This is a genomic window from Syntrophomonas sp. DTU019 (assembly GCA_913757435.1).
Classification (GTDB): domain Bacteria; phylum Bacillota; class Syntrophomonadia; order Syntrophomonadales; family Syntrophomonadaceae; genus DTU019.
Genome location: CAJYDM010000002.1, coordinates 551,296 through 570,989, shown reverse-complemented (window position 1 = coordinate 570,989; position 19,694 = coordinate 551,296). Strand labels below are relative to the sequence as shown.

The 19,694-nt window shown below is 51.5% G+C and carries 19 protein-coding genes; 2 read left to right on the top strand and 17 right to left on the bottom strand.

What is annotated here, in order from left to right:
- Positions 1 to 74: 74 nt before the first annotated feature.
- Positions 75 to 1,223, bottom strand: a complete 1,149-nt coding sequence (locus AC15IQ_RS08330) for a D-alanyl-D-alanine carboxypeptidase family protein (RefSeq protein WP_483178497.1) — start codon at positions 1,221 to 1,223, stop codon at positions 75 to 77.
- Positions 1,224 to 1,410: 187 nt separating this feature from the next.
- Between AC15IQ_RS08330 and AC15IQ_RS08325 the strand changes: the two genes are divergently transcribed.
- Positions 1,411 to 1,839 (top strand): hypothetical protein, encoded by a 429-nt coding sequence (locus tag AC15IQ_RS08325; protein ID WP_483178496.1) that lies wholly within the window; start codon positions 1,411 to 1,413, stop codon positions 1,837 to 1,839.
- A 34-nt stretch (positions 1,840 to 1,873) separates the two neighbouring features.
- On the opposite strand, the gene AC15IQ_RS08320 is transcribed toward AC15IQ_RS08325, so the two are convergent.
- The 8 genes from AC15IQ_RS08320 to AC15IQ_RS08285 all read right to left on the bottom strand — a co-directional run bounded on the left by AC15IQ_RS08320 (position 1,874) and on the right by AC15IQ_RS08285 (position 9,523).
- A complete protein-coding gene (locus AC15IQ_RS08320) occupies positions 1,874 to 3,184 on the bottom strand; it encodes a thymidine phosphorylase (protein WP_483178495.1) in 1,311 nt (436 codons plus the stop codon).
- On the bottom strand, positions 3,181 to 4,359 hold the full coding sequence (locus AC15IQ_RS08315) for a phosphopentomutase (RefSeq protein ID WP_483178494.1): 1,179 nt from the start codon (positions 4,357 to 4,359) through the stop codon (positions 3,181 to 3,183). The genes AC15IQ_RS08320 and AC15IQ_RS08315 overlap by 4 nt, the downstream gene beginning before the upstream one ends.
- Before the next feature lie 100 nt (positions 4,360 to 4,459).
- Entirely contained in the window at positions 4,460 to 5,350 is an 891-nt protein-coding gene (gene xerD / locus AC15IQ_RS08310; protein WP_483178493.1) for a site-specific tyrosine recombinase XerD, read from the bottom strand.
- 65 nt (positions 5,351 to 5,415) lie between these two features.
- The gene (locus tag AC15IQ_RS08305) at positions 5,416 to 5,676 is read right to left on the bottom strand and encodes a hypothetical protein (RefSeq protein WP_483178492.1); all 261 of its coding nucleotides are present in this window, start codon (positions 5,674 to 5,676) and stop codon (positions 5,416 to 5,418) included.
- A gap of 14 nt (positions 5,677 to 5,690) precedes the next feature.
- Entirely contained in the window at positions 5,691 to 6,299 is a 609-nt protein-coding gene (gene spoIIM, locus AC15IQ_RS08300) for a stage II sporulation protein M (RefSeq protein WP_483178491.1), read from the bottom strand.
- 157 nt (positions 6,300 to 6,456) lie between these two features.
- Positions 6,457 to 7,794, bottom strand: a complete 1,338-nt coding sequence (locus AC15IQ_RS08295; protein WP_483178490.1) for a putative manganese-dependent inorganic diphosphatase — start codon at positions 7,792 to 7,794, stop codon at positions 6,457 to 6,459.
- Positions 7,795 to 7,804: 10 nt separating this feature from the next.
- Positions 7,805 to 8,983 (bottom strand): endonuclease Q family protein, encoded by a 1,179-nt coding sequence (locus AC15IQ_RS08290; RefSeq protein WP_483178489.1) that lies wholly within the window; start codon positions 8,981 to 8,983, stop codon positions 7,805 to 7,807.
- Positions 8,984 to 9,523, bottom strand: coding sequence for an NUDIX domain-containing protein (locus AC15IQ_RS08285; protein WP_483178488.1), 540 nt, complete (start codon positions 9,521 to 9,523; stop codon positions 8,984 to 8,986).
- Between the two features lie 58 nt (positions 9,524 to 9,581).
- Here AC15IQ_RS08285 and AC15IQ_RS08280 point away from each other — a divergent pair, with 58 nt between their 5' ends.
- On the top strand, positions 9,582 to 9,707 hold the full coding sequence (locus tag AC15IQ_RS08280; protein ID WP_483178487.1) for a hypothetical protein: 126 nt from the start codon (positions 9,582 to 9,584) through the stop codon (positions 9,705 to 9,707).
- On the opposite strand, the gene AC15IQ_RS08275 is transcribed toward AC15IQ_RS08280, so the two are convergent.
- The 8 genes from AC15IQ_RS08275 to dxs form a co-directional block, all read right to left on the bottom strand.
- Positions 9,699 to 10,838: a M20/M25/M40 family metallo-hydrolase gene (locus AC15IQ_RS08275; RefSeq protein WP_483178486.1), complete on the bottom strand. Its 1,140-nt coding sequence runs from the start codon at positions 10,836 to 10,838 to the stop codon at positions 9,699 to 9,701. The two genes, AC15IQ_RS08280 and AC15IQ_RS08275, sit on opposite strands and share 9 nt — an antisense overlap.
- 331 nt (positions 10,839 to 11,169) lie before the next feature.
- Entirely contained in the window at positions 11,170 to 11,973 is an 804-nt protein-coding gene (spo0A, locus tag AC15IQ_RS08270) for a sporulation transcription factor Spo0A (protein WP_483178485.1), read from the bottom strand.
- A gap of 323 nt (positions 11,974 to 12,296) precedes the next feature.
- Positions 12,297 to 13,616, bottom strand: coding sequence for a SpoIVB peptidase (spoIVB, locus tag AC15IQ_RS08265; protein WP_483178484.1), 1,320 nt, complete (start codon positions 13,614 to 13,616; stop codon positions 12,297 to 12,299).
- Between the two features lie 268 nt (positions 13,617 to 13,884).
- Positions 13,885 to 15,573, bottom strand: coding sequence for a DNA repair protein RecN (recN, locus tag AC15IQ_RS08260; protein WP_483178483.1), 1,689 nt, complete (start codon positions 15,571 to 15,573; stop codon positions 13,885 to 13,887).
- A gap of 26 nt (positions 15,574 to 15,599) precedes the next feature.
- On the bottom strand, positions 15,600 to 16,052 hold the full coding sequence (argR, locus tag AC15IQ_RS08255) for an arginine repressor (RefSeq protein WP_483178482.1): 453 nt from the start codon (positions 16,050 to 16,052) through the stop codon (positions 15,600 to 15,602).
- A gap of 111 nt (positions 16,053 to 16,163) precedes the next feature.
- Positions 16,164 to 16,976 (bottom strand): NAD(+)/NADH kinase, encoded by an 813-nt coding sequence (locus AC15IQ_RS08250; RefSeq protein ID WP_483178481.1) that lies wholly within the window; start codon positions 16,974 to 16,976, stop codon positions 16,164 to 16,166.
- A 1-nt stretch (position 16,977) separates the two neighbouring features.
- Entirely contained in the window at positions 16,978 to 17,787 is an 810-nt protein-coding gene (locus tag AC15IQ_RS08245) for a TlyA family RNA methyltransferase (protein WP_483178480.1), read from the bottom strand.
- Positions 17,774 to 19,684, bottom strand: a complete 1,911-nt coding sequence (gene dxs / locus AC15IQ_RS08240) for a 1-deoxy-D-xylulose-5-phosphate synthase (RefSeq protein ID WP_483178479.1) — start codon at positions 19,682 to 19,684, stop codon at positions 17,774 to 17,776. Before dxs ends, AC15IQ_RS08245 begins: the two co-directional genes overlap by 14 nt.
- Positions 19,685 to 19,694: the final 10 nt, after the last annotated feature.

The following is a 19,694-nucleotide window of genomic DNA, read 5'->3' as shown; positions in this document are numbered from 1 at the left end:
TTCCACTTCATTAGTGCAGTTATTTGAAAAAGGCAGTCTCTTAAATCAAGGATAACCGGGAGAAGGAAATTGCCTTAGATGAGCAGATACACCATTTGCAGAAGCTTGAGCATTTCGCGTACCGGGCCGGCTGCAGGAATGTCCTGGGAAGCCACCAGGTCCACCTTTTTGACCAGGGTTTGATCTTTATATATCTCTATCTCTCCGATTTTCTGGTTTTTTAAGATGGGCGCATCGATGTAGTCCGGCAGTAACTGCTGATATGAAAGTGATTTTTCCTCACCCTTCAAGCAAATGCTCCCGACATCGGCCGCGGCTACTACCTCTAAACTTTCAGCCAGACCTTTGCCGACTTTGACCGCTCCACACACATTGCCCTGATCGAAGAAGCTTTTAAAAGCATATTTGGCATACCCGTAGTTGAACAGTACCATGCTGTCGCGGAAATTACCGCGCGGCTCCGGAGAGGCCATAACCACCGCTATCAGGCGCAGGCCGTCGCGTTTCACCGTAGAGGTCAGGCAATACTTGGCTTCATTGGTCCACCCGGTCTTAAAACCGTCTGCGCCTTGATACCACCACAATAGTTTGTTGGTGTTATATAGTATGAACTCCCCGTTGCGCAGCTCATATTCCTTGATAGAGCTGTATTCAAGCAGTTTAGGATATTGCAGGGCGGCTCGGGCTATCACTGCCATATCGTATGCGGAGCTGTAGTGGCCTTGTGCAGGCAGGCCATAGGAATTGACAAAATGAGTGTTTTTTAAGCCCATTTCCTGAGCGGTTTTATTCATGCGTTCTACAAAGGCCTCATGGCTGCCTTCCAGGTGTTCAGCCACCGCTACACAGGCATCATTGGCCGATCCTACTGCTATTGCTATGAGCATCTCTTCCAGGCTGAACTTTTCACCAGGTTCCAGATATATCTGGGATCCGCCCATCTTCCAGGCATTTTCGCTGGTTACTACCATATCCGTCAAGTTCGCTTTGCCAGCTTGCAGGTCCTGAGCAACCAAAATCAGAGTCATCAGTTTTGTCATGCTGGCTGGCGGCATTTGATTGTGCTCGTTATGCGCCAACAGCACCTGGCCGGAATCAGCATCTATCAAAATATATGATTCCGCTTTGACATCCAGCGTTTCAGCCTGGCTAACCGCTGGGAACACCAGGCCCAAGAAGAAAGCGCAGAGCACCATCCAGGCCAAGTTTCTGCCGATTTTCATAGCAGGCAATACCTCCCCAAAATGTTCATTAGTAGATTATATTTAGCATTCGGGTCTATTATGCTAAAGGGGTGCAGGGAGCAGGCGGTAATCTAAAAACTGCTTGGCTAATTGCTTTGCTTAAGAGAAAATATAACCAGCAGCAAGAAGTTGGTATTTGCGGCAGGTCAGGAGGGGGGAGAGGTTATTGCGGTACTTCGCTATTACCTTAGTGGCCATATTGGTGATTCTGGCGCTTTGCCTGGGAAGGCCCGATTTCCGGGAGGAAACCCGTATAAGAAATCATGCTGATCCCATCGCCGGGCAGATGCTGACCGCTCTGAGTGAGGGCAATTACCCTGAGTTCTCCGAACACTTCGACGAACATCTGCGGGCTCAGCTTTCCGCAGCCGATTTTCAAAGCTTCAGTGAATTTGTTAAACAAAGCTATGGCCTTTATCTATCCAGCCATTACTACAGCACAGTTATTTATCCCGACATCACCCTGGTAAAATACATCGCTCAGTTCAGCGGGGTCAGCGGCGGCCTGGATATTACTATCGAATTCTCCAATACCGAGGGCGCCGGCTCGGTGCACGGTTTTAGTGTAGTCCAGGCCGGATGGCTAACCAGATGAGGGCTGTGATTAGCCATACTCACTGCAACCCCATTCATTCCGCGCGGATGACATCTATTATAAGTGGTTGAAGAGCAGGTTTGGTGCTGGCGATTACGAAAGCCTGATTTAGCAGCTGCTGGGCTGCGGTCTTGCGCTGCGGGAGATTATAGTGCATGATCGCCAGGGGTTCACCCGGTTTCACCTCATCGCCGCATTTCTTCAACAGTTGTATTCCAACGGCATGATCGATAATATCACCCAGCTGCTCCCGCCCCGCACCCAGGTGCATGGCGGCCCGTCCCACCGCAAAGGCATCAATGCTACGCACGAATCCGCCCTGCTGTGCGTTTACCGCCGCTTTGATTTCAGCCTGGGGCAGACCGTAAGCAGGTCCGGCTTCATTCCAGCTTCCTCCCTGCCAGGCTATCAGCTGGTTCAGTTTGTGGGCTGCTTTTCCCGAAGCGAGCATTTCCCGGGATATTTCCAGGGCTTCTGTCAGCTTAAAGGCTTTCTGCCCCAGCAGGATCATCTCGGCGGCCAGACGCAGGGACAGCTCGGTCAGGTCTTCAGGTCCCTGCCCCTGCAAAGTATCCATTGCTTCTATTACCTCCAGGGCATTGCCCACCATAAAACCCAAGGGCTGATCCATGGCGCTCAATACCGCTACCATTCGTTTGCCAGCGCCATGTCCGATAGACACCATGGCTTCGGCCAGACGACGCGACGCCGCGATGTCTTTCATGAAAGCCCCCCGGCCCACTTTCACATCCAATACGATGCCATCTGCACCTGAAGCCAGTTTTTTGCTCATAATGCTGGAGGCTATGAGCGGTATACTCTCCACGGTGGCAGTCAGGTCGCGGATGGCATATAGGCGTTTGTCAGCCGGCACCAGATTGCCGGTCTGGGAAACTACCGCCGCCCGCAAGTGATTGACCTGCCTGATGAATGCATCATAATCCCGCTCAGCCTGGAAACCAGGGATGGATTCGAATTTATCTATGGTGCCGCCGGTATGCCCCAAGCCCCGTCCCGACATCTTGGCCACGGGGACCCCAGCGGCAGCGGCAATAGGTACAGCCACCAGAGTGGTCTTGTCACCGACCCCTCCGGTGCTGTGCTTATCTACCGTAATGCCCTTTACCTGAGAAAGGTCGACTATATCACCGGACCGTGCCATAGCCAGGGCTAGCTGCGTCGTTTCTTCTTCATCCATGCCTTGAAAATAGACTGCCATAGCCCAGGCAGCCACTTGGTAATCCGGCATCGTTTTATCGCTTATGCCCCTGACTATAAATTCTATTTCAGCCTGGCTGAGGCTCAGGCCATCGCGTTTTTTCATTATTAAATCGGAGTAATTCATAGCTGTCCTTTCAGTTCCTGGTAAAAACTCCGGCCCGCCAACTCGGAGGCATCTATCCCCAGATGATCGGCAATGGTCTGTCCGACATCGCTAAACCCGTGGCGTAATCCCAGATCGATCCCGCCGGGGAAGGCCGGCGAGTACACCAGCACCGGCACACATTCACGGGAATGATCGGTGCTGGGGGTGGTGGGGTCGTTGCCATGATCAGCAGTTATTATGAGCATATCATCCTGGCGTAGTAGGCCCATCAGGTCGGGCAAAGCCATATCGAATTGGGACAACGCCCGGGCATAACCGTGCACATCGTTGCGGTGTCCGAATACCTGGTCAAAATCGAGCAGGTTGGCAAAGACCAGGTCACCTTCAGACTCAGCCAGAGCTGCTTTCAACATCTCCACACCATTTTGATTGCAGGTGATGGCCCGGCTGTCAGTCACCCCTCGCCCTCCAAAAAGATCCTTGATTTTGCCGATACCCACCACCAGTCCTCCCGCCTCACCGATAAGGTCAAGTAAATTCCGGGGCGGGCTCAGGGAATAATCATGGCGGTGACTGGTGCGTTCAAAACTACCCGGTCGTCCCACAAAGGGTCGGGCAATGACCCGGCCCACGGCATGTTCTCCGGCTAACAACTGCCGGGCTTTTTCACACATAGTATACAGTTCCTCCAGGGGGACAACCTCTTCATGAGCAGCGATTTGAAAAACGCTGTCTGCTGAGGTATATACTATGGGGCAGCCCGTTTCCAGGTGTTGCTCACCCAGGCGTTCGATGATTTCGGTACCCGAGGCCACTACATTGCCGAGGGTTTTCTTGCCGATGGCCTCTTCAAAATTATCTATCACTTCGGGCGGAAACCCCTTTTTATAGGTAGGGAAGGGGTGCTCCAGAAGCACTCCCATCAGTTCCCAATGACCGGTGGTGCTATCCTTGCCCTGAGACCGCGGTTGCAGTGTGCCGTAAGAGCCCACCGGATTGGCTGACGCCGGAACCCCGGGTATATCCGTCAGGTGCCCCAAGCCCAATCGGCTTAGGTTGGGCAGGTGCAAATCCTGTATGGCAGTCGCAGTGTTGACCAGGGAATTGCTACCCTCATCTCCATATAAGCCTGCATCCGGCGCGGCGCCAATTCCTACACCGTCCAGCACCACCAGTATAGCCCTTCTCTTCATAGTAAACCTCCTTAGCGGACTCCATTTGACTTTCATCAGCGTATTGTATGCGGTGCTTGTAGTATGCCCCAAAATTCCTCTAGGACCATGACCCTGCATTTCAGGCCCGGGGATGGTACAGCTGGTAAACCTCGAGCAGACGGGAACGGGTCAGATGGGTATAGATCTGTGTGGTGGAAATATCGGCATGTCCCAGCATTTCCTGCACCGTGCGCAGGTCAGCGCCGTTTTCCAACAGGTGGGTGGCAAAGGAATGGCGCAGGGTATGGGGGGTAATATCCTTATCCAGTTCAGCCTTCTGCGCGTAGGCGCCGAGTATCTTGAAAAACCCCTGCCGGGTCATGGCATTGCCACGGGCATTGAGGAATAGAGTGCGCTGAGCATTCTTTTTTATCAACAGCGGGCGGCCGTGGGACAGATACCGGTCCACCCAGCGCAGTGCACTGCCGTTCACCGGCACGATCCGTTCTTTGCGGCCTTTGCCCAGGCAGCGCAAAAAGCCGGCGGTAAGATTGATATCCGTGACTTCCAAAGCCAGCATTTCAGACACCCTAATACCGGTTCCATACATCAATTCCAGCATAGCCCGATCCCTTAAGCCCCGCGGTAAGGATACCTGCGGCGTCTCCATCAAGCGGTCCACCTCGGCCACGGTCAGCACCCGGGGCAGGTGACGTTTGATCCGCGGGTTTTCCAGGTCCAGGGCCGCATTATGGGTGACCACCCCTTCGATTATAAGAAACTTAAAAAAACCTTTTATGCTGGAAAGGCTGCGGGCGATGGTGGAATGAGCCGCACCTTTATCCAGTTGCCAGGTCAGAAAAGCCATGATATCCTGTTTGCTCAGCTGTGCCGAATCGACCCTCCTGCCACTCGACACAAGAAAAGCCTGCAGCTTGTTGAGGTCGCGCCGATATGCTTCCCGGCTATTTGAGGACAATCCTTTCTCATAGTCGAGATATTCGATAAAAGCATCCACATAGGTTAACATGGCCCAAAATATCTTTCATTTTTCTATCCTATTTGACATACCGGCAAGATTTTCCTGCCGCATCTTTATTCCTCATAGTAAAATTCTTGCAGTTTAAAAACGAACTGATCCACCAAATGCTGGAACCTGCTATTCTCTTCTGCGCTGTCCACCCGCATCGGATTTCCGCTGGGCTGTTCATCCGAAAACCAGGTGCCAATCACCGGCACTTGATCATAGAGCAGCCCGGTGAGCAGGGGCAGGGAGGCGGCGAATACCGCGATCAAAGCGATCACAGCGAGTATCTTGGCCACTTTCTTTTTCCAATTTCCAACCAGAATAACCATTTGAACACCTCCAATTATTTTATAAAGACATCCACCAGCCAGGGCACCAGATAGGCTTCGATAAAGGCCCCCAGCATGAATACCACCAACAACACTCCCACCACCGAGGTGTAGCCCAGCAGGCTTACCCCCAAAGGGGCTTTGTGATAGTTGCGGCCTCGCACCACGTACAGGGAGAAATTTATAGCCAAGACCGACAAAACCAATAAGACCGGAACATAGATGAGATTCTGAGGCAGCAGCGAGATCAGGCTCAACAACACCCCCTGCCCGGCTTTCTGCTGAAACAAGAATGCGCTGGTAAAACCCAAGGAAAAGCCACGCATGAATACCACCGCCAGGATCAGGGGAATGCCGATAACCGTCAATCCCAACGCCCAGATAGCCAGTATGAACCGCCCCTGATTTATTATGGCGCTGATGAATACCGTGGGCCCATATACTCCCTCCTGATCCCCCAGATAGGAGTCAATCATGGCTAAGAGCCGTTCACGCACTGAATTGTCCAGATCGCCGGCTTTGAAAGCCCCCATGATAATACCCAACGTAAAAAGCACGGCTACCAAGCAGTATTGAATGCGATTTTCACGAAAATGCTCTTTTAATCTCAGACCTAATTTCATGCACTAATCTCCCTGGTGCAGCATTGAGCGTAACAGATTTATCGGTAGCCAAGCACGGCCTGTAACATATTATTTTCAACATGGTAACTTTATGCAGAAAGAAAAAGGCTTGAGATGTCGATTCTCAAGCCTTCGCAAGTGTTTTTTGAGGACGCCGCTATACCATATGTTTCTGGCGGATATGCTGGATTATTACTGGGACCACCTGTTTCTTTCTTGACATCACACCGGTCAAAGTGATCACTCCCTCAACCGCCTGACTGTTATAGGCATCCTCCAACAGGGCTGCCTGCGGCCCCGCTATAATCAATTCGGTACATTCTTCCAGTATTGCAGTTACCATCACACACATGAAATCATAACCCCGGGACTGACATAGTCCCTCCATCACCTGACGGAAAGCCTGGCGGCGATGATGGAGCTGGTTCAGTTCCAGGATCTCCACCTGGGCGATAGCGAACAACAGGCTGTCTTGCTGGTATTCTTTCAAATCTGAAGTAACCATCTGCAGCTCGTCCTGTTCATCAAAACGGGCCCCTTTTTCCAGAATGGTTTTGCCCCATTCAAGCCCCTGTAGTCCGCATAGGTCCTCCAGCTTAGCGGCCAGGCTGCGGTCCTTGGGCTGTGTAGTGGGCGATTTAAACAGCATAGTATCGGTCATAATACCGGCCAGCAGCAGACTGGCATGGCTCCGGGGAAGAGGCACCCCGGCATTAAAGAAATGCTCGGCTACCAGGGTACAGGTCGACCCTACCGGCTGATTGTAGAAATAGATGGGGGACATGGTCTGCAAATCACCCACCCGGTGATGGTCGATTATCTCCAAGATCTCCGCTTCCTCGATACCGTCCACAGCCTGTTTGCTCTCATTATGATCCACCAGTATCAATTGCTTGCGGCGCATAGCCAGGAGGCTATAACGTGAGATCATCCCCAGAAATCGATGCTGATCGCCTACTACCGGGTAATTGCGGTAGCGGCTGCCTAACATGCTCCGTCTTACTTCGTCAATGCTGTCGTCCTTTTCAAACAACATCAAGTCCTGGCTTTTCATTATGTCCCCCACCCTTAAGGCCAGCAAACGCCGGAGCACCTCGGGGGTATTGTTGATATGGGTACCCTCGCCAAGATGCTCCAGAAACAGCATGGCCATATCTCCGATAGTGACCAGGCCCAGGAATTTTCCGCCCTCATCCACCACCGGTACGGTCTTGATGTCCATCTGGCGCATCATCCGGCCCAGGCTCATTAGATCAGCATCTGCCCGAGTGGTGATGAGGTTTTTTCCGTCCAACAAATCCTCGGCTACTGTACCCACACTATTCAGCTCCAATGGCCTTTCCAGTTGCAGTCGCTCTAGCACATATTCGCTCTCATGGTTGAGGGTTCCGGCCGCCGCAGCTACATAACGATGCGGCTGGCTATGGTTCTTAAAGTGAGCATAAGCTATGGCTGCGGCTACCGAATCTACATCAGGGTTTTTGTGTCCAATCACATATACCGGTTTAATAGTCGCATCCTCCTTTCAACACTTTGCCGTAAATACCCCCACCTCCGGTCTGAATACTAAGGCGCCCATTCCTCATGGCGGCAATCAAACCTGCCAGAGCTGCTCCGCCAACACTGGCAATTCGTTCTATAGGCGCCTGTTCCAAAATATGTATCTCACTAGGGAAAGCCTTGTGTAGTCGTTCCAGAGTACGGGGACCAACCCCGGGCAGGTCTTTCAATGGAACCCGGTAATAGTAAGGAGGCCTGCCCAGCGGGTGTAGGGGATGCTCCTGATCGCGGATTTCCACCACCCGGTCAAAAACCCCCATTACTATATCAGTAGCCTCACACACCGGACAGGCGTAAACCGGAGCCGGTTCAGAGGTTATGCGGCGGCAGCGGCGGCAGTAGGTGCGGTGGTATTTTCCCAACAGCGGGTCCATACCGTAATTGGCGACCACATTACGCCCCGACGACTTATCAAGGCACAGCCGCAGCTCTTCAAAATTTGCGTCAGCCATGCGCAGCAGATTGAATTCGCGGGCTATATTTACTGAAGAATGAGCATCGGAATTGGATAAAAAAGTGAACCGACGGGTTTCCGCGATGCAGTCCGCCATAATGGTATCCGCACTGAGCCCCAGTTCCAAGGCTTTGATCTGACCGGCTTGTTTTCCCAGGACATCGCTCAAGCGGCGCGTCCAATAGCCGTATATCCCTTTGTGGGGGGTGAATACATGAGCCGGGCAGATAATGCCGTTTAACAGCACATTGAGATTAATCAAGTCCAGCGTGGTACAGCGGGCCGCCTGGGTGGAAAGCTGCATATTGGTCACCCGGGAACGCAGGTACTGTTGCAGTCTATTGATGCTGGATAAATCGGGCAGATAAATGATAATGTGGATGCCCTCACAGGTCTCAATCTCACACCCGGCCACCAGTAGAACCCCATTGGCGGCCATGAATCCTCCGCCCTTGACCTCCCGTAACAAGCCTTCTGATAAGAGCGCTTCTATCTCAGCACTGACCAGCGGACTGCCGACATCGACTATACCTACGATATCCAGGCCTTTCAATGGGGCGTCTTCATAGAGTATTTTATAAACCGTCAGCTGCCGCGAAGCGGTTATTTTAACCGCTCGGCCTTGAGCTGAGCCGATATGTATATGTAGATCTGCATAAAATCGCTTCATCTATTGTTCCGCCCGCTTCAGCTGCACCATCTGTATGGCTATAATACTCTTGCCATCAACTATTTCCCCCTTGGCCACCGCCTTATAGGCCTGCAGCAGAGGCATGGTAACTAATTCAACAAATTCATCCTGATCAGGGTGCGTGCTGCCAGCATGTAATCCGGTAGCCAAAAAAATGTGCAAAATTTCGTTGCAGAAGCCGGGGGCGCTGTAATAAGAAATGAGCCTTTCCCAGTGTGCGGCCTTCATGCCGGTTTCCTCTTCCAATTCCCGCCGGGCACAGTCCAGAGGGTTTTCGCCGGCTTCCAGCGTACCGGCCGGGACCTCTATCAGAGTCCTTTCCAGCGGTTTGCGATACTGGCGTACCAAATACAGATTATCCTCATCGTCTATGGCAATGATGGCAACTGCTCCGGCATGCAATACTATCTCCCGGGTGCTCTCCTGCCCGTTGGGAAGCAGTACCCGATCAAGCTTAACTTCAATAATGCGACCTTTAAATATAGGTTGGGAATCTATGGTTTTCTCTTCCAGATGCATAACAGCCTCCCTGTATAACATTTCCATATCATGCATATACTGCAGCAGAGGTGATAGTATGAACGTGTTTTTGGAATCTGACCGTCTGACCTTGCATGGCAAAATCGGCGATGTCTTGGCCTGGCTGGCACAAATGCCAGGGGATATGCGCCTTGAGGAATATATTCGCCTTAACTTACATTGATTCGTTTTTCGGGTGTTGTGCCACGGCCTGATCGATTATGGCCAAGATCAGCCGGGTCACATCTAGCAGATCGCAAATCCGGATATATTCTTCGCAGCTATGCACCTTCTGCATACCCACCCCCAGATTGGCACACGGTATCCCCGCACCGTGAATGATGCTGGCGTCACTGCCGCCCCCGGTTTTGATCAGGCGAGGATTAAGCCCTATCGAACGCGCGGCTTGGGATGCCAAACGCACTACCTCGTCCCCTGGTTGCAGCGATATTTCAGGATATAGCAGCCTGGTTGTGGTCTTAGCCTGGCCGCCCAACTTTTCGACTTGCGCACAAAAAGTCTGAGTCAAACTGGCGGTCAGTTTATCCAGCTTGGAGCGTGACAGGCTGCGGGCTTCTCCGCCCACACGGCAGTATTCTGCCACTATATTACGGGCTTGGCCCCCTTGAATAACACCAAAATTACAGGTGGTCTCAGCGTCTATTCTACCACAGGGCATGGCTGCCAGGGCTTGGGCTGCCAGATGGATGGAATTGATGCCTGCTTCGGGATTAATGCCGGCATGGGCGGCCCTCCCCAAAACCTCATACTCAATTTCATTTTGACAGGGGGATTGTATTACTATCGAGCCCGGCTCCCCACCAGCATCCAAAACGTATCCCATCTCCGCTTGTAAAAGGCTGAAATCGAAAGCTTTAGCCCCCTTCAAGCCCTGCTCTTCACCCACCGTAAACAGGATTTCCAGGTCAGCATGAAGCCTTTGATTTTCGGCAATTACATCCAGGGCTTCCAATAGGGCCGCTATAGCTGCTTTGTCATCAGCTCCCAGTATGGTTTGCCCCCGGCTGCGGATAATGCCTCCGTCAACCACCGGGTCAATGCCCTCACCCGGCTCTACCGTGTCCATATGGGCGGAAAACAACAGTTTTTTACCGGGAGCCTTTGCGGGCACATGCACCAAAAGGTTTCCGGAATCCCCACCCACTATGGCTGCGGAACCATCTTCATCAGCGCGATAACCGCGCCTGCCCAGCTCTTTAATCAACCAATCGCGCATGGCCGCTTCACGTCCCGATACTGAAGCGATACTGACCATATTACAAAAGCCTTTAATCAATCGATCTTTATTCACCATAACACTATCTCCCTTGTTTTCTTAACAGCCCGCCTGGGGAGCTATCGTCTTAACCCATATTCGGGCAATTTCCGCTTATAATTTGCCCTAATGTATATCTTAAATGCGCCATAATCTTCCTTGTCCAGTATATCATCCCTGTCTCACGATAGGAATTAAACCGCTAAGACACAAAGGACACAAGGGGAGTTGTCCTCTTGTATAGGAAAACTCCCCTTGTGTCCCTTGTCCCAGCCGCTCCTTGTGTCGAGACAACTGGGGACGGCCCTTTATGTTACCTTCAAGTGACAAAAAGGCCCGTCCCCATATTTGCTGTGTTGGTAACTTCTAATCAGCTCACTTTGTTTTCCAGACGCAGCCGATCAGCGATAATGGCAATGAATTCTGAATTGGTGGGTTTACCTTTTTCTCCGCTGATGGTGTAACCGAATACTTTGTTTATCTTGTCCACATCACCACGATCCCAGGCCAGCTCGATGGCATGCCTGATGGCCCTCTCCACCCGGCTGGGGGTGGTGTCATATTTTTGTGCGATAGCGGGGTACAGTTCTTTGGTCACCGCACCTAGGTAGTTGATTTCTTCAACCACCAGCATGATAGCATCACGCAGATACTGATAGCCCTTCACATGTGCAGGCACACCTATCTCATGTATCACCTTGGTGACCTCAACTTCCAGGTTCTTGGCGCCGCCGTGGTTGATCGTCAGTGCGGTCACACCACCCCGACTATCCTCACGCGGTTTGATATCCCGGACCACCTGTCTGACCCGATCCCCTAATACCTCGAGATTGAATGGCTTCAATATGTAATAATCCACCCCGAGCTGCACAGCCTTTTGAGTGACGTTTTCCTGGCCGAAAGCTGTCAATACTATTATTTTCGGCCTGGTCTCCAGGTTTACGGTATTGATCTTTTCCAGCACTCCTATCCCGTCCATATAAGGCATAATAAGGTCAAGTATCAGAACCTGAACCTCCTGCTTTTGAAGGACATTCAGCGCTTCCATGCCATTGGTGCATACATCTACTAATTCAAAATCAGGATCATTGGTAAAATAATCCCTGAGTATTCCACAGAATTCACGGTTGTCATCGGCAATCAAAACTTTGATTTTGTCGTTGTCAAAAAACATGTTCACAAACCCCTCCCTATTCCCGACTCATTCTAGAACCGTTTTCGACTATAACCCAAGTATTTCCTCCTTTTTAAATAACCTAAATTACCCGAAAATCTCTCAGGCAATCCCAAAATCATACAGTAATCCCTTATCGGTCAAAGCGGGATAATTCAAGCTTTCATCTGATTAACCGAATAGCAGCGGCATCCTGGGTGGAATTGGAATGTCGAAACATGCAAGGGCAGATATTACTCAAGCGAGTATACGACATGATCTGACCTGCAGAGGTCAGGAATGCGGTTACTCGATTTTCAGCTGGAACTTATTATTTTATGCGCCTATGCAGATTTCTGCAAGATTTCAGGCATCTCTGACAAAATGCTGTCCATGAATATCCCATAGCCGCGTTGTGGATCATTGAGGAAAACATGAGTTACAGCACCGATCAGCCTGCCGTCCTGTATGATAGGACTGCCGCTCATCCCCTGTACGATACCCCCGGTTATGCTCAGTAAGCGGGGATCATCAATCCTCACGATCATACCTTTGCCATTTTTACGTTCCGGGTATACCTTTTCTATAGTCACTTCAAACTCTTCAATACTGGTGCCATTGACAACCGTATAAATATGGGCCGGACCGGTATGGACCTGATGAGCGTATCCGATTTCCATATTATGAGCCAGGGAGGGATTCTGAACATTGTCTTCAGTAACGCCGAATATACCAGCTTCGCTGTTCTTGGAGATTGTGCCCTGCAAAGTGCTTTCCCCCTGGAAAACTCCGATTTTTTCGCCTGGGCGCCCCGGCTTGCCGGGTTTGATAGTCTGTATGGAAGCCGACACGATGCGCCCTTTCAATACGTCAATACCTTGCTTGGTATCGGCGTCCATGATTACATGCCCCAGGGCCGCGTACTGTTTAGTTTCCGGGTCCCAGAAAGTCATAGTACCGACACCCACCACTCCATCACGCACAAAAAGACCGACTCTGAAGCGTTGGGTTTCCGCACAGTAAGCCGGTTTGATACTTAGGTCGATTATCCGGTCTTTGCGTTTTACATTCAATACCAGGTCATTATCTTTACCGGCATCGATGATTTGGGCCAGATCAGTTTCGGTACTGACGTCCTGATGGTTGACTTGGAGAATTAAATCGCCGATTTCCACCCCTTGTTCGCGGGCTGGATACAGTTTTTGGCCCTGACTGTCGACTATAGGAGCAAAGCCCACCACCATTATACCTTTAGATTGCAGCAATACCCCGATAGAGTGACCTCCCACCACCACCCTACGGGGCGGGACGGATTCTATGGAGATTGATTTCAAAGGTATATAACCCAGCAGTTTGATCTTCAATGAAGCTCGGCCTGGCTTGAGTGCGGTTATCTCATATCCGGAGCCATTTTTGGATACCACCACTGCGGGGTCTTCCGGAGTGGCGAAAACGCTGCGGGAAGGGTTAAATATTTCCAACTCCAGCCGTTTTTCGAGACTGCCGGGAAGCTGCATGGAAATGGTATTAGTCTCGCCCACCACCATTTTCTGCTGATGGGGCAAGTTAAGAATAACACGCGCTTGTGGACTGCAACACAGAGCCACAAATAATATTGATAAAATAATGCCGAAAGCAGGACGAAAGCGGCGCAAATTAGTCACTCCCCCGTTGGTTGCTGATAACTGTTATTGTCTCCTCGTGGGGAAGAAACTATACTATTGCCTAAAATTCGGAATTATCGATAGATTGTATGGGGTTAATCTCCTATTTTCCGGATATGATCGATATTAAAAAATGGCCGAAAATAGGTGGTTAAGATCATGGTTAAGGGTTCTTTGCTCGTTATTATGAAGTAAGTAGAGGAATCCAAGGAAGACTTAGGAAAATGGAAGCAACAGAGCCGTCCCCTGCTTCCATAAACGTTTATGTTCATTCAGGCGGAAGCAATCGCTTTCCCTCTGACAACATATGCCTGGCGTGCTCTATTGTGACCGGGCTAATATTGTTCCCGGAGAGCATTCGGGCCAGTTCCTGAACACGCTGCTCCTGATCGAGCCTGGTCACCCTGGTTATGGTGCGCTGGCCTTCGATCTCCTTGCTGATCAGAAAATGCTGGTTGGCGGCGCTGGCTATTACCGGCGCATGGGTTATGATGAGCACCTGATAATGGCGAGACAGCTCAGCCATCTTTCGGGCCATGGCCGTTAAAGACTGTCCGCCCACTCCCGCATCGATTTCATCGAAAACCAGGGTGGGAACCTCATAAATGCCGGCCAGAACAATTTTTAAAGCCAGTACCAAACGCGACATCTCTCCGCCCGAGGCGACACGTAGTATAGGCTTCATTTCTTCGCCGGGATTGGGTGAAAACAACAGTTCCACCCGGTTTATACCCCGGATACTGGCTTTTTCAGGCAGGACTTCAACCTTAAAGCGCAGATAGGGCATATTCAATTCCAGCAACTGTTCCTGCACTGCTGCTTCCAGCTTTAATGCGGCGGTTTTTCTGACCTGGCTGAGTTGTTCCGCAGCCTGCAGATACTCCTCTTGCAAACCATTTATTTCCTGCTCCAAGGCCTCTTGACGGTGGGTCTGGTCTTGCAGCGTCTCCAGTTCCTGACGGGCTTGGCTGAGATATTCGAGGATACTGGGAATATCCGGTCCGTAACGGCTCTTCAGACGCTGGATAAGATGCAAACGGGCTTCCACCTCGTCCAGGGAACAAGGCTCCTCTTCCAAACTCAGACGATAGGAGGAAAGTGCTGCCGCCATCTCCTCAAGCGTAAAACACAACTCCTGCAAGGAACCGATGAGTGGTTTAAAGAAGGGATCATTCTCCAACGGAGCTATGGTGTCCAAAGCTGCGGAAATCAGGTCATAGGCGTTATGGCCTTGCTCCTGACGATACAGAAGCTCTACTGACCGTTCTGATGCATTTATGAGCTTATCCAGATTGCGGATGCGCTGGCGGGTGTGCTGCAATTCCTCCTCTTCCCCAGGCTGCAGACCGGCGGTTTCGATCTCCTTGATCTGATAGCTTAAGAAGTCGATGCGCTGCAGCTTGGTCTGTTCCGCAGCATGCAGCTCCTGCAATTCCTGGCGGCAGCGGCTCAAACACTGGTAGACACTCTCCACCCGGGCCAGCAGTGGCGATGCTTCCGGGCTGCACCTGTCCAGGTATGACAAATACATATGGGGTTTCAGTATGCTCAAATGATCATGCTGCAGATGCATGTCCAAAAGCCAGGCGGAAACTTGCCTGAGCAGCGAGGCGGTGATGGTGCGTCCGTTGATACGGGCCAGGTTTTTGCCGGAGGCCACGATTTCCCGGCTTAATACCACGATGGTCTCATCCGGCTCCAGCAGACCCCTTTCTACAAGCAGGGCCTGCAGTTGATGAAGGCCCGTGATATCAAAGCTGGCCTCGGCGATAGCAGCACGGCTGCTGTCCCGTACCAATTCTTTTTGCGCCCTTTCTCCCCAAATCAGCCCCAGGGCGTCGACCAGAATCGATTTGCCGGCTCCGGTTTCACCGGAGAGCACAGTTAATCCGCGGGGGAAAGAAATACGCAGCTTATCTATCAAAATAAAATTACTGATATAGATTTCTAGCAGCATAGGCTTACCTTAACCTGTTGAAAAACTTAGGAGCTGAGCATATTGTTGAAGATATTCATCACTTCTAAGACCGCCAGGCTCGATCTGACCACCACTATAATGGTATCGTCGCCGGCTACCGTACCTAATATATGTTGGTTATCATAAGCATCGATCACTGAGGCTACTGATTGCGCCCCTGCGGTTATGGTTTTGATTACAATAATGTTTTCGCTGTGGTCACAGCTTATGACCAGGTCCTTAAAAATCCGCTGCATGCGGTCCAGCGGGCTTCGGGCAGGGGCGGTTTCAGGCAAAGAGTAATGATATCCCCGATCATCAGGGGTCTTGGCCAGTTTCAATTCCTTGATATCCCTGGACACGGTAGCCTGGGTGACATCGAAACCGCGTTCCCGGAGCAATTCACACAGTTCTTCCTGTGTGCCCACCCGCTGAGTGGCTATTATGTCCAAAATGGTGAAATGGCGTCGTGCCTTCATCGTGGTCTCCCTGTTGACAGTTTAAAATTGATTAAATAATTCCGCAGGACCGGTTGTGATATCGGCTTTTAACCCGGCTGACCGTCTGGCGCTGGGCCAGCCGCGCCCAGGTTACCCGTTGAAGGGTTTTAAACGGCTGTTGATAGTCTGCAGAAATGGCTTCTCCTTGAGTTTGACCAGGGGCAGCAGTTCTTCGGCTCGCCTGATTTCTATCCAGCGCCCCGGTTGCGGTGACAGGCAGGTCTGCCCATCCAGGCATAATATGGCCTCATCACAGTCGATTGGACGCAACGCCACACAGCGCTCCGGTCCTAAGACCACTGGTCTCCAGGCTATGGTATTGGCAGCCAGGGGAGTGAGCAGCAAAGCTTGCATACCCGGGTCCAGTAAAGGCCCTCCCACAGACAGAGAATAAGCGCTGGAACCGGTGGGGGTGGCTACCATCAAACCGTCACCGCTGAAGCTATGCTGGTGGCCATTGTCGATCTGCACCGTGAATCTTATCATCCTGGCCCCGGTAGATTTCAGTACACATTCATTTAAACAATGTGACTCTGAGATCAAGGCGGAGGAGTCATAAACCCTTACTGTCAGCATAAGCCGGTGTTCCAGGGTATAGTTGCCCGCAACCACCTGGGGCAAGTATGGCAGCAGTTCACTAGACTTGATATTGCTCATAGAGCCGACCGTGCCCAGATTTACTCCCAATATCGGTATCCGACATTGCCCGTAGCGCCGGGCCGCCCGCAGCATGGTGCCATCCCCGCCCAGTACAATGATAAGATCGAATGGTCCGGAGGCGGTGGGTTCGTAAGCGTCATCAATGTCACAAGCGATGGCATGGTCTTGAAGCCAGACCGCCACCTCACGGGCCATAGTGGTGGTATGTTTTTTACGGTGGTTGCTTATTAGCAGATATTTCATCTCATTTTCCTAACCGCTGGTGGGCCTCATCAACCACATCCCGCACCAGGTATTGCCAATCCTTATTCAGGGGCTGATCTTGCGTTTCAAGCAATAACAAGTATTCTATGTTGCCTTTGGGACCTTTGACAGGCGAGAAGGTAATTCCTGCCAGACCTAGATCCAGACCGAGCGCACAGTTTATGACTTTCTCAATTACCTCTATATGCACCTGCGAATCCCGGACTACTCCCTTTTTCCCCACTTTTTCCCGGCCTGCCTCGAATTGCGGCTTTACCAGGCAGATAATCCGCCCTCCAGGCTTCAGCCAGGGCCTTATAGCCGGTAAGACCAGGGTGGCGGAAATAAATGACACATCTATGGTTATAATATCCATCAGCTCAGGCAGTTGTTCACTGCTGATATAGCGGATATTGGTCCTTTCCAGGTTGATGACCCGGGGATCATTGCGCAGCGTCCAATCCAGCTGGCCATAGCCAACGTCCACCGCATACACCCGTCTAGCCCCATTTTGCAGCACGCAGTCAGTATAGCCGCCGGTAGAAGCCCCCACGTCTAATACCACTTTGTACTGGCAGTCCACCTTGAAGCATTCCAGGGCCTTTTCTAACTTCAGACCTCCCCGGCTGACATATCTGAGCTTGTCGCCATGTACCTCAATATCGGCTTGTTCTGCGACCAGTGTACCGGGTTTATCCATCCGCTGACCGTCTACCATTATCTGCCCGGCCTGAATCATAGCCTGGGCTTTTTCGCGGCTTGCGGCCAGCGACCTCTGATGAACCAAGACATCCAACCTAACCTTTGACAATCTTCAGCAACTCCACTTCATGCCCTTTTTTGAGCAGCTGCGGCCAGCGTTTTATTATACCCTCCACAATGGCATCAGCATCCAGGTTGAGATACTCGAATAACAACTCGGTCTTGCCGTGTCCGATAAACTCATCCGGAATGCCCAATTGCATACAACCGGAGGCTACACCAGATTCAGCCAGGACTTCGGTTACTGCGCTGCCGAATCCGCCCTTTAAGCTGTTTTCTTCCATAGTCACCAGTGGCGCACCGCTCTGGGCGCGCTGCAAAATGCTGGCACTATCCACCGGTTTGGCAAAACGAGCATCCAACAGAGCGGCGGCGATACCGGCCTGGTTTAGTTTGGCTACTACATCCCGGGCTATATTCACCGCTCTGCCAATGGCCATGATGGTGAGATCCCGGCCTTCACATATCAGCCTGGCCTTGCCGGGCACAACCGTGGCGTCAGCTTCCGCAGCATGGCTTTCCGCCACCCCGCGCGGATAACGGATGGCTACCGGTCCCTCCATAGTGAAGGCCAGGTCCAGCATTTTGATAAGCTCTTCCTTATCAGAGGGAGCCATCACGGTGAGATTAGGAATGCTCCTCAGATAGGCCAGGTCGAACACCCCGTGGTGGGTGGGTCCATCTTCGCCCACCAGCCCGGCCCGGTCTATAGCAAATATCACCGGCAGATTCTGCAGGGCTACATCGTGGATGATTTGATCATAGGCTCGCTGCAGAAAGGTAGAATAAATAGCCACTACCGGCCTTAACCCGGACCTGGCCATGCCTGCCGCCAAAGTAACGGCATGCTGTTCACATATACCCACATCAAAAAAACGCTGCGGGTAACAGGATGCAAAAGCCGTCAAGCCGGTGCCGCTGGTCATGGCAGCAGTAATGGCTACCATGCTGGGGTCGGTTTTAGCACGCTCCAGCATATATTTGCCGAAGATTTCAGTATAAGTCAGCAATGATTTCTTTAAAGGGTGACCGGTCTCAACATTAAAAGGTCCGATACCGTGGAAAAGGTCGGGTTCCAGACTGGCTGGTTCATAGCCCCGCCCCTTCTGGGTTATGACATGGATCAATACCGGGCCCTTCATCTGTTTGGCATTGTTCAGCATCAAGTACAACTCATCCAAATTGTGCCCGTTGACCGGCCCGATATAGGTAAAACCCAGTTCTTCGAAGAGAATCCCCGGCACCACCAGGTGTTTTACCATATCCTTCATCCTTCCGGCCGCCCGGGCGATGTTGGGACCGATAGCCGGAATGCGGTTTAAGCGAGATTCTATCTCTTCTTTGGTACGGGAATAGGAGGGGTCGGTGCGCAGACGGTTCAAATAACCCGATAAAGCCCCGACATTTTTGGAAATGGACATCTCATTATCGTTTAATAGTACGGTCAGGTCACACCCCTGATGTCCGGCATGGTTGAGGGCTTCAAATGCCATGCCTCCGGTCAGAGCGCCATCGCCGATTACAGCCACCACTGAATACTTTTGCTTCATCAGGTCCCGGGCCAAAGCCATCCCCAAGGCAGCAGAGATTGAAGTGCTGCTATGCCCGGTGTTAAAGGCGTCGTGATTGGATTCTTCGGTCTTGGGAAAGCCAGATAGTCCCCCTAATTGGCGCAGAGTGGACATCTGCTGACGGCGCCCGGTCAAGATCTTATGTACATAACTCTGATGGCCGACGTCCCAGATGACCCGGTCCGTGTTGGTATCAAAAACATAATGCAGGGCCAGAGTCAATTCCACTACGCCCAAGTTTGAAGCCAGATGGCCCCCGCATGCGGAAACACTATTTATCAACAATTCCCGGATCTCATCAGCCAGAAGTATCATTTGGGCCTTATCCAATTGCCGCAAATCCTGCGGAGATTCGATTTTGTCCAATAAAGACACGGATACACCT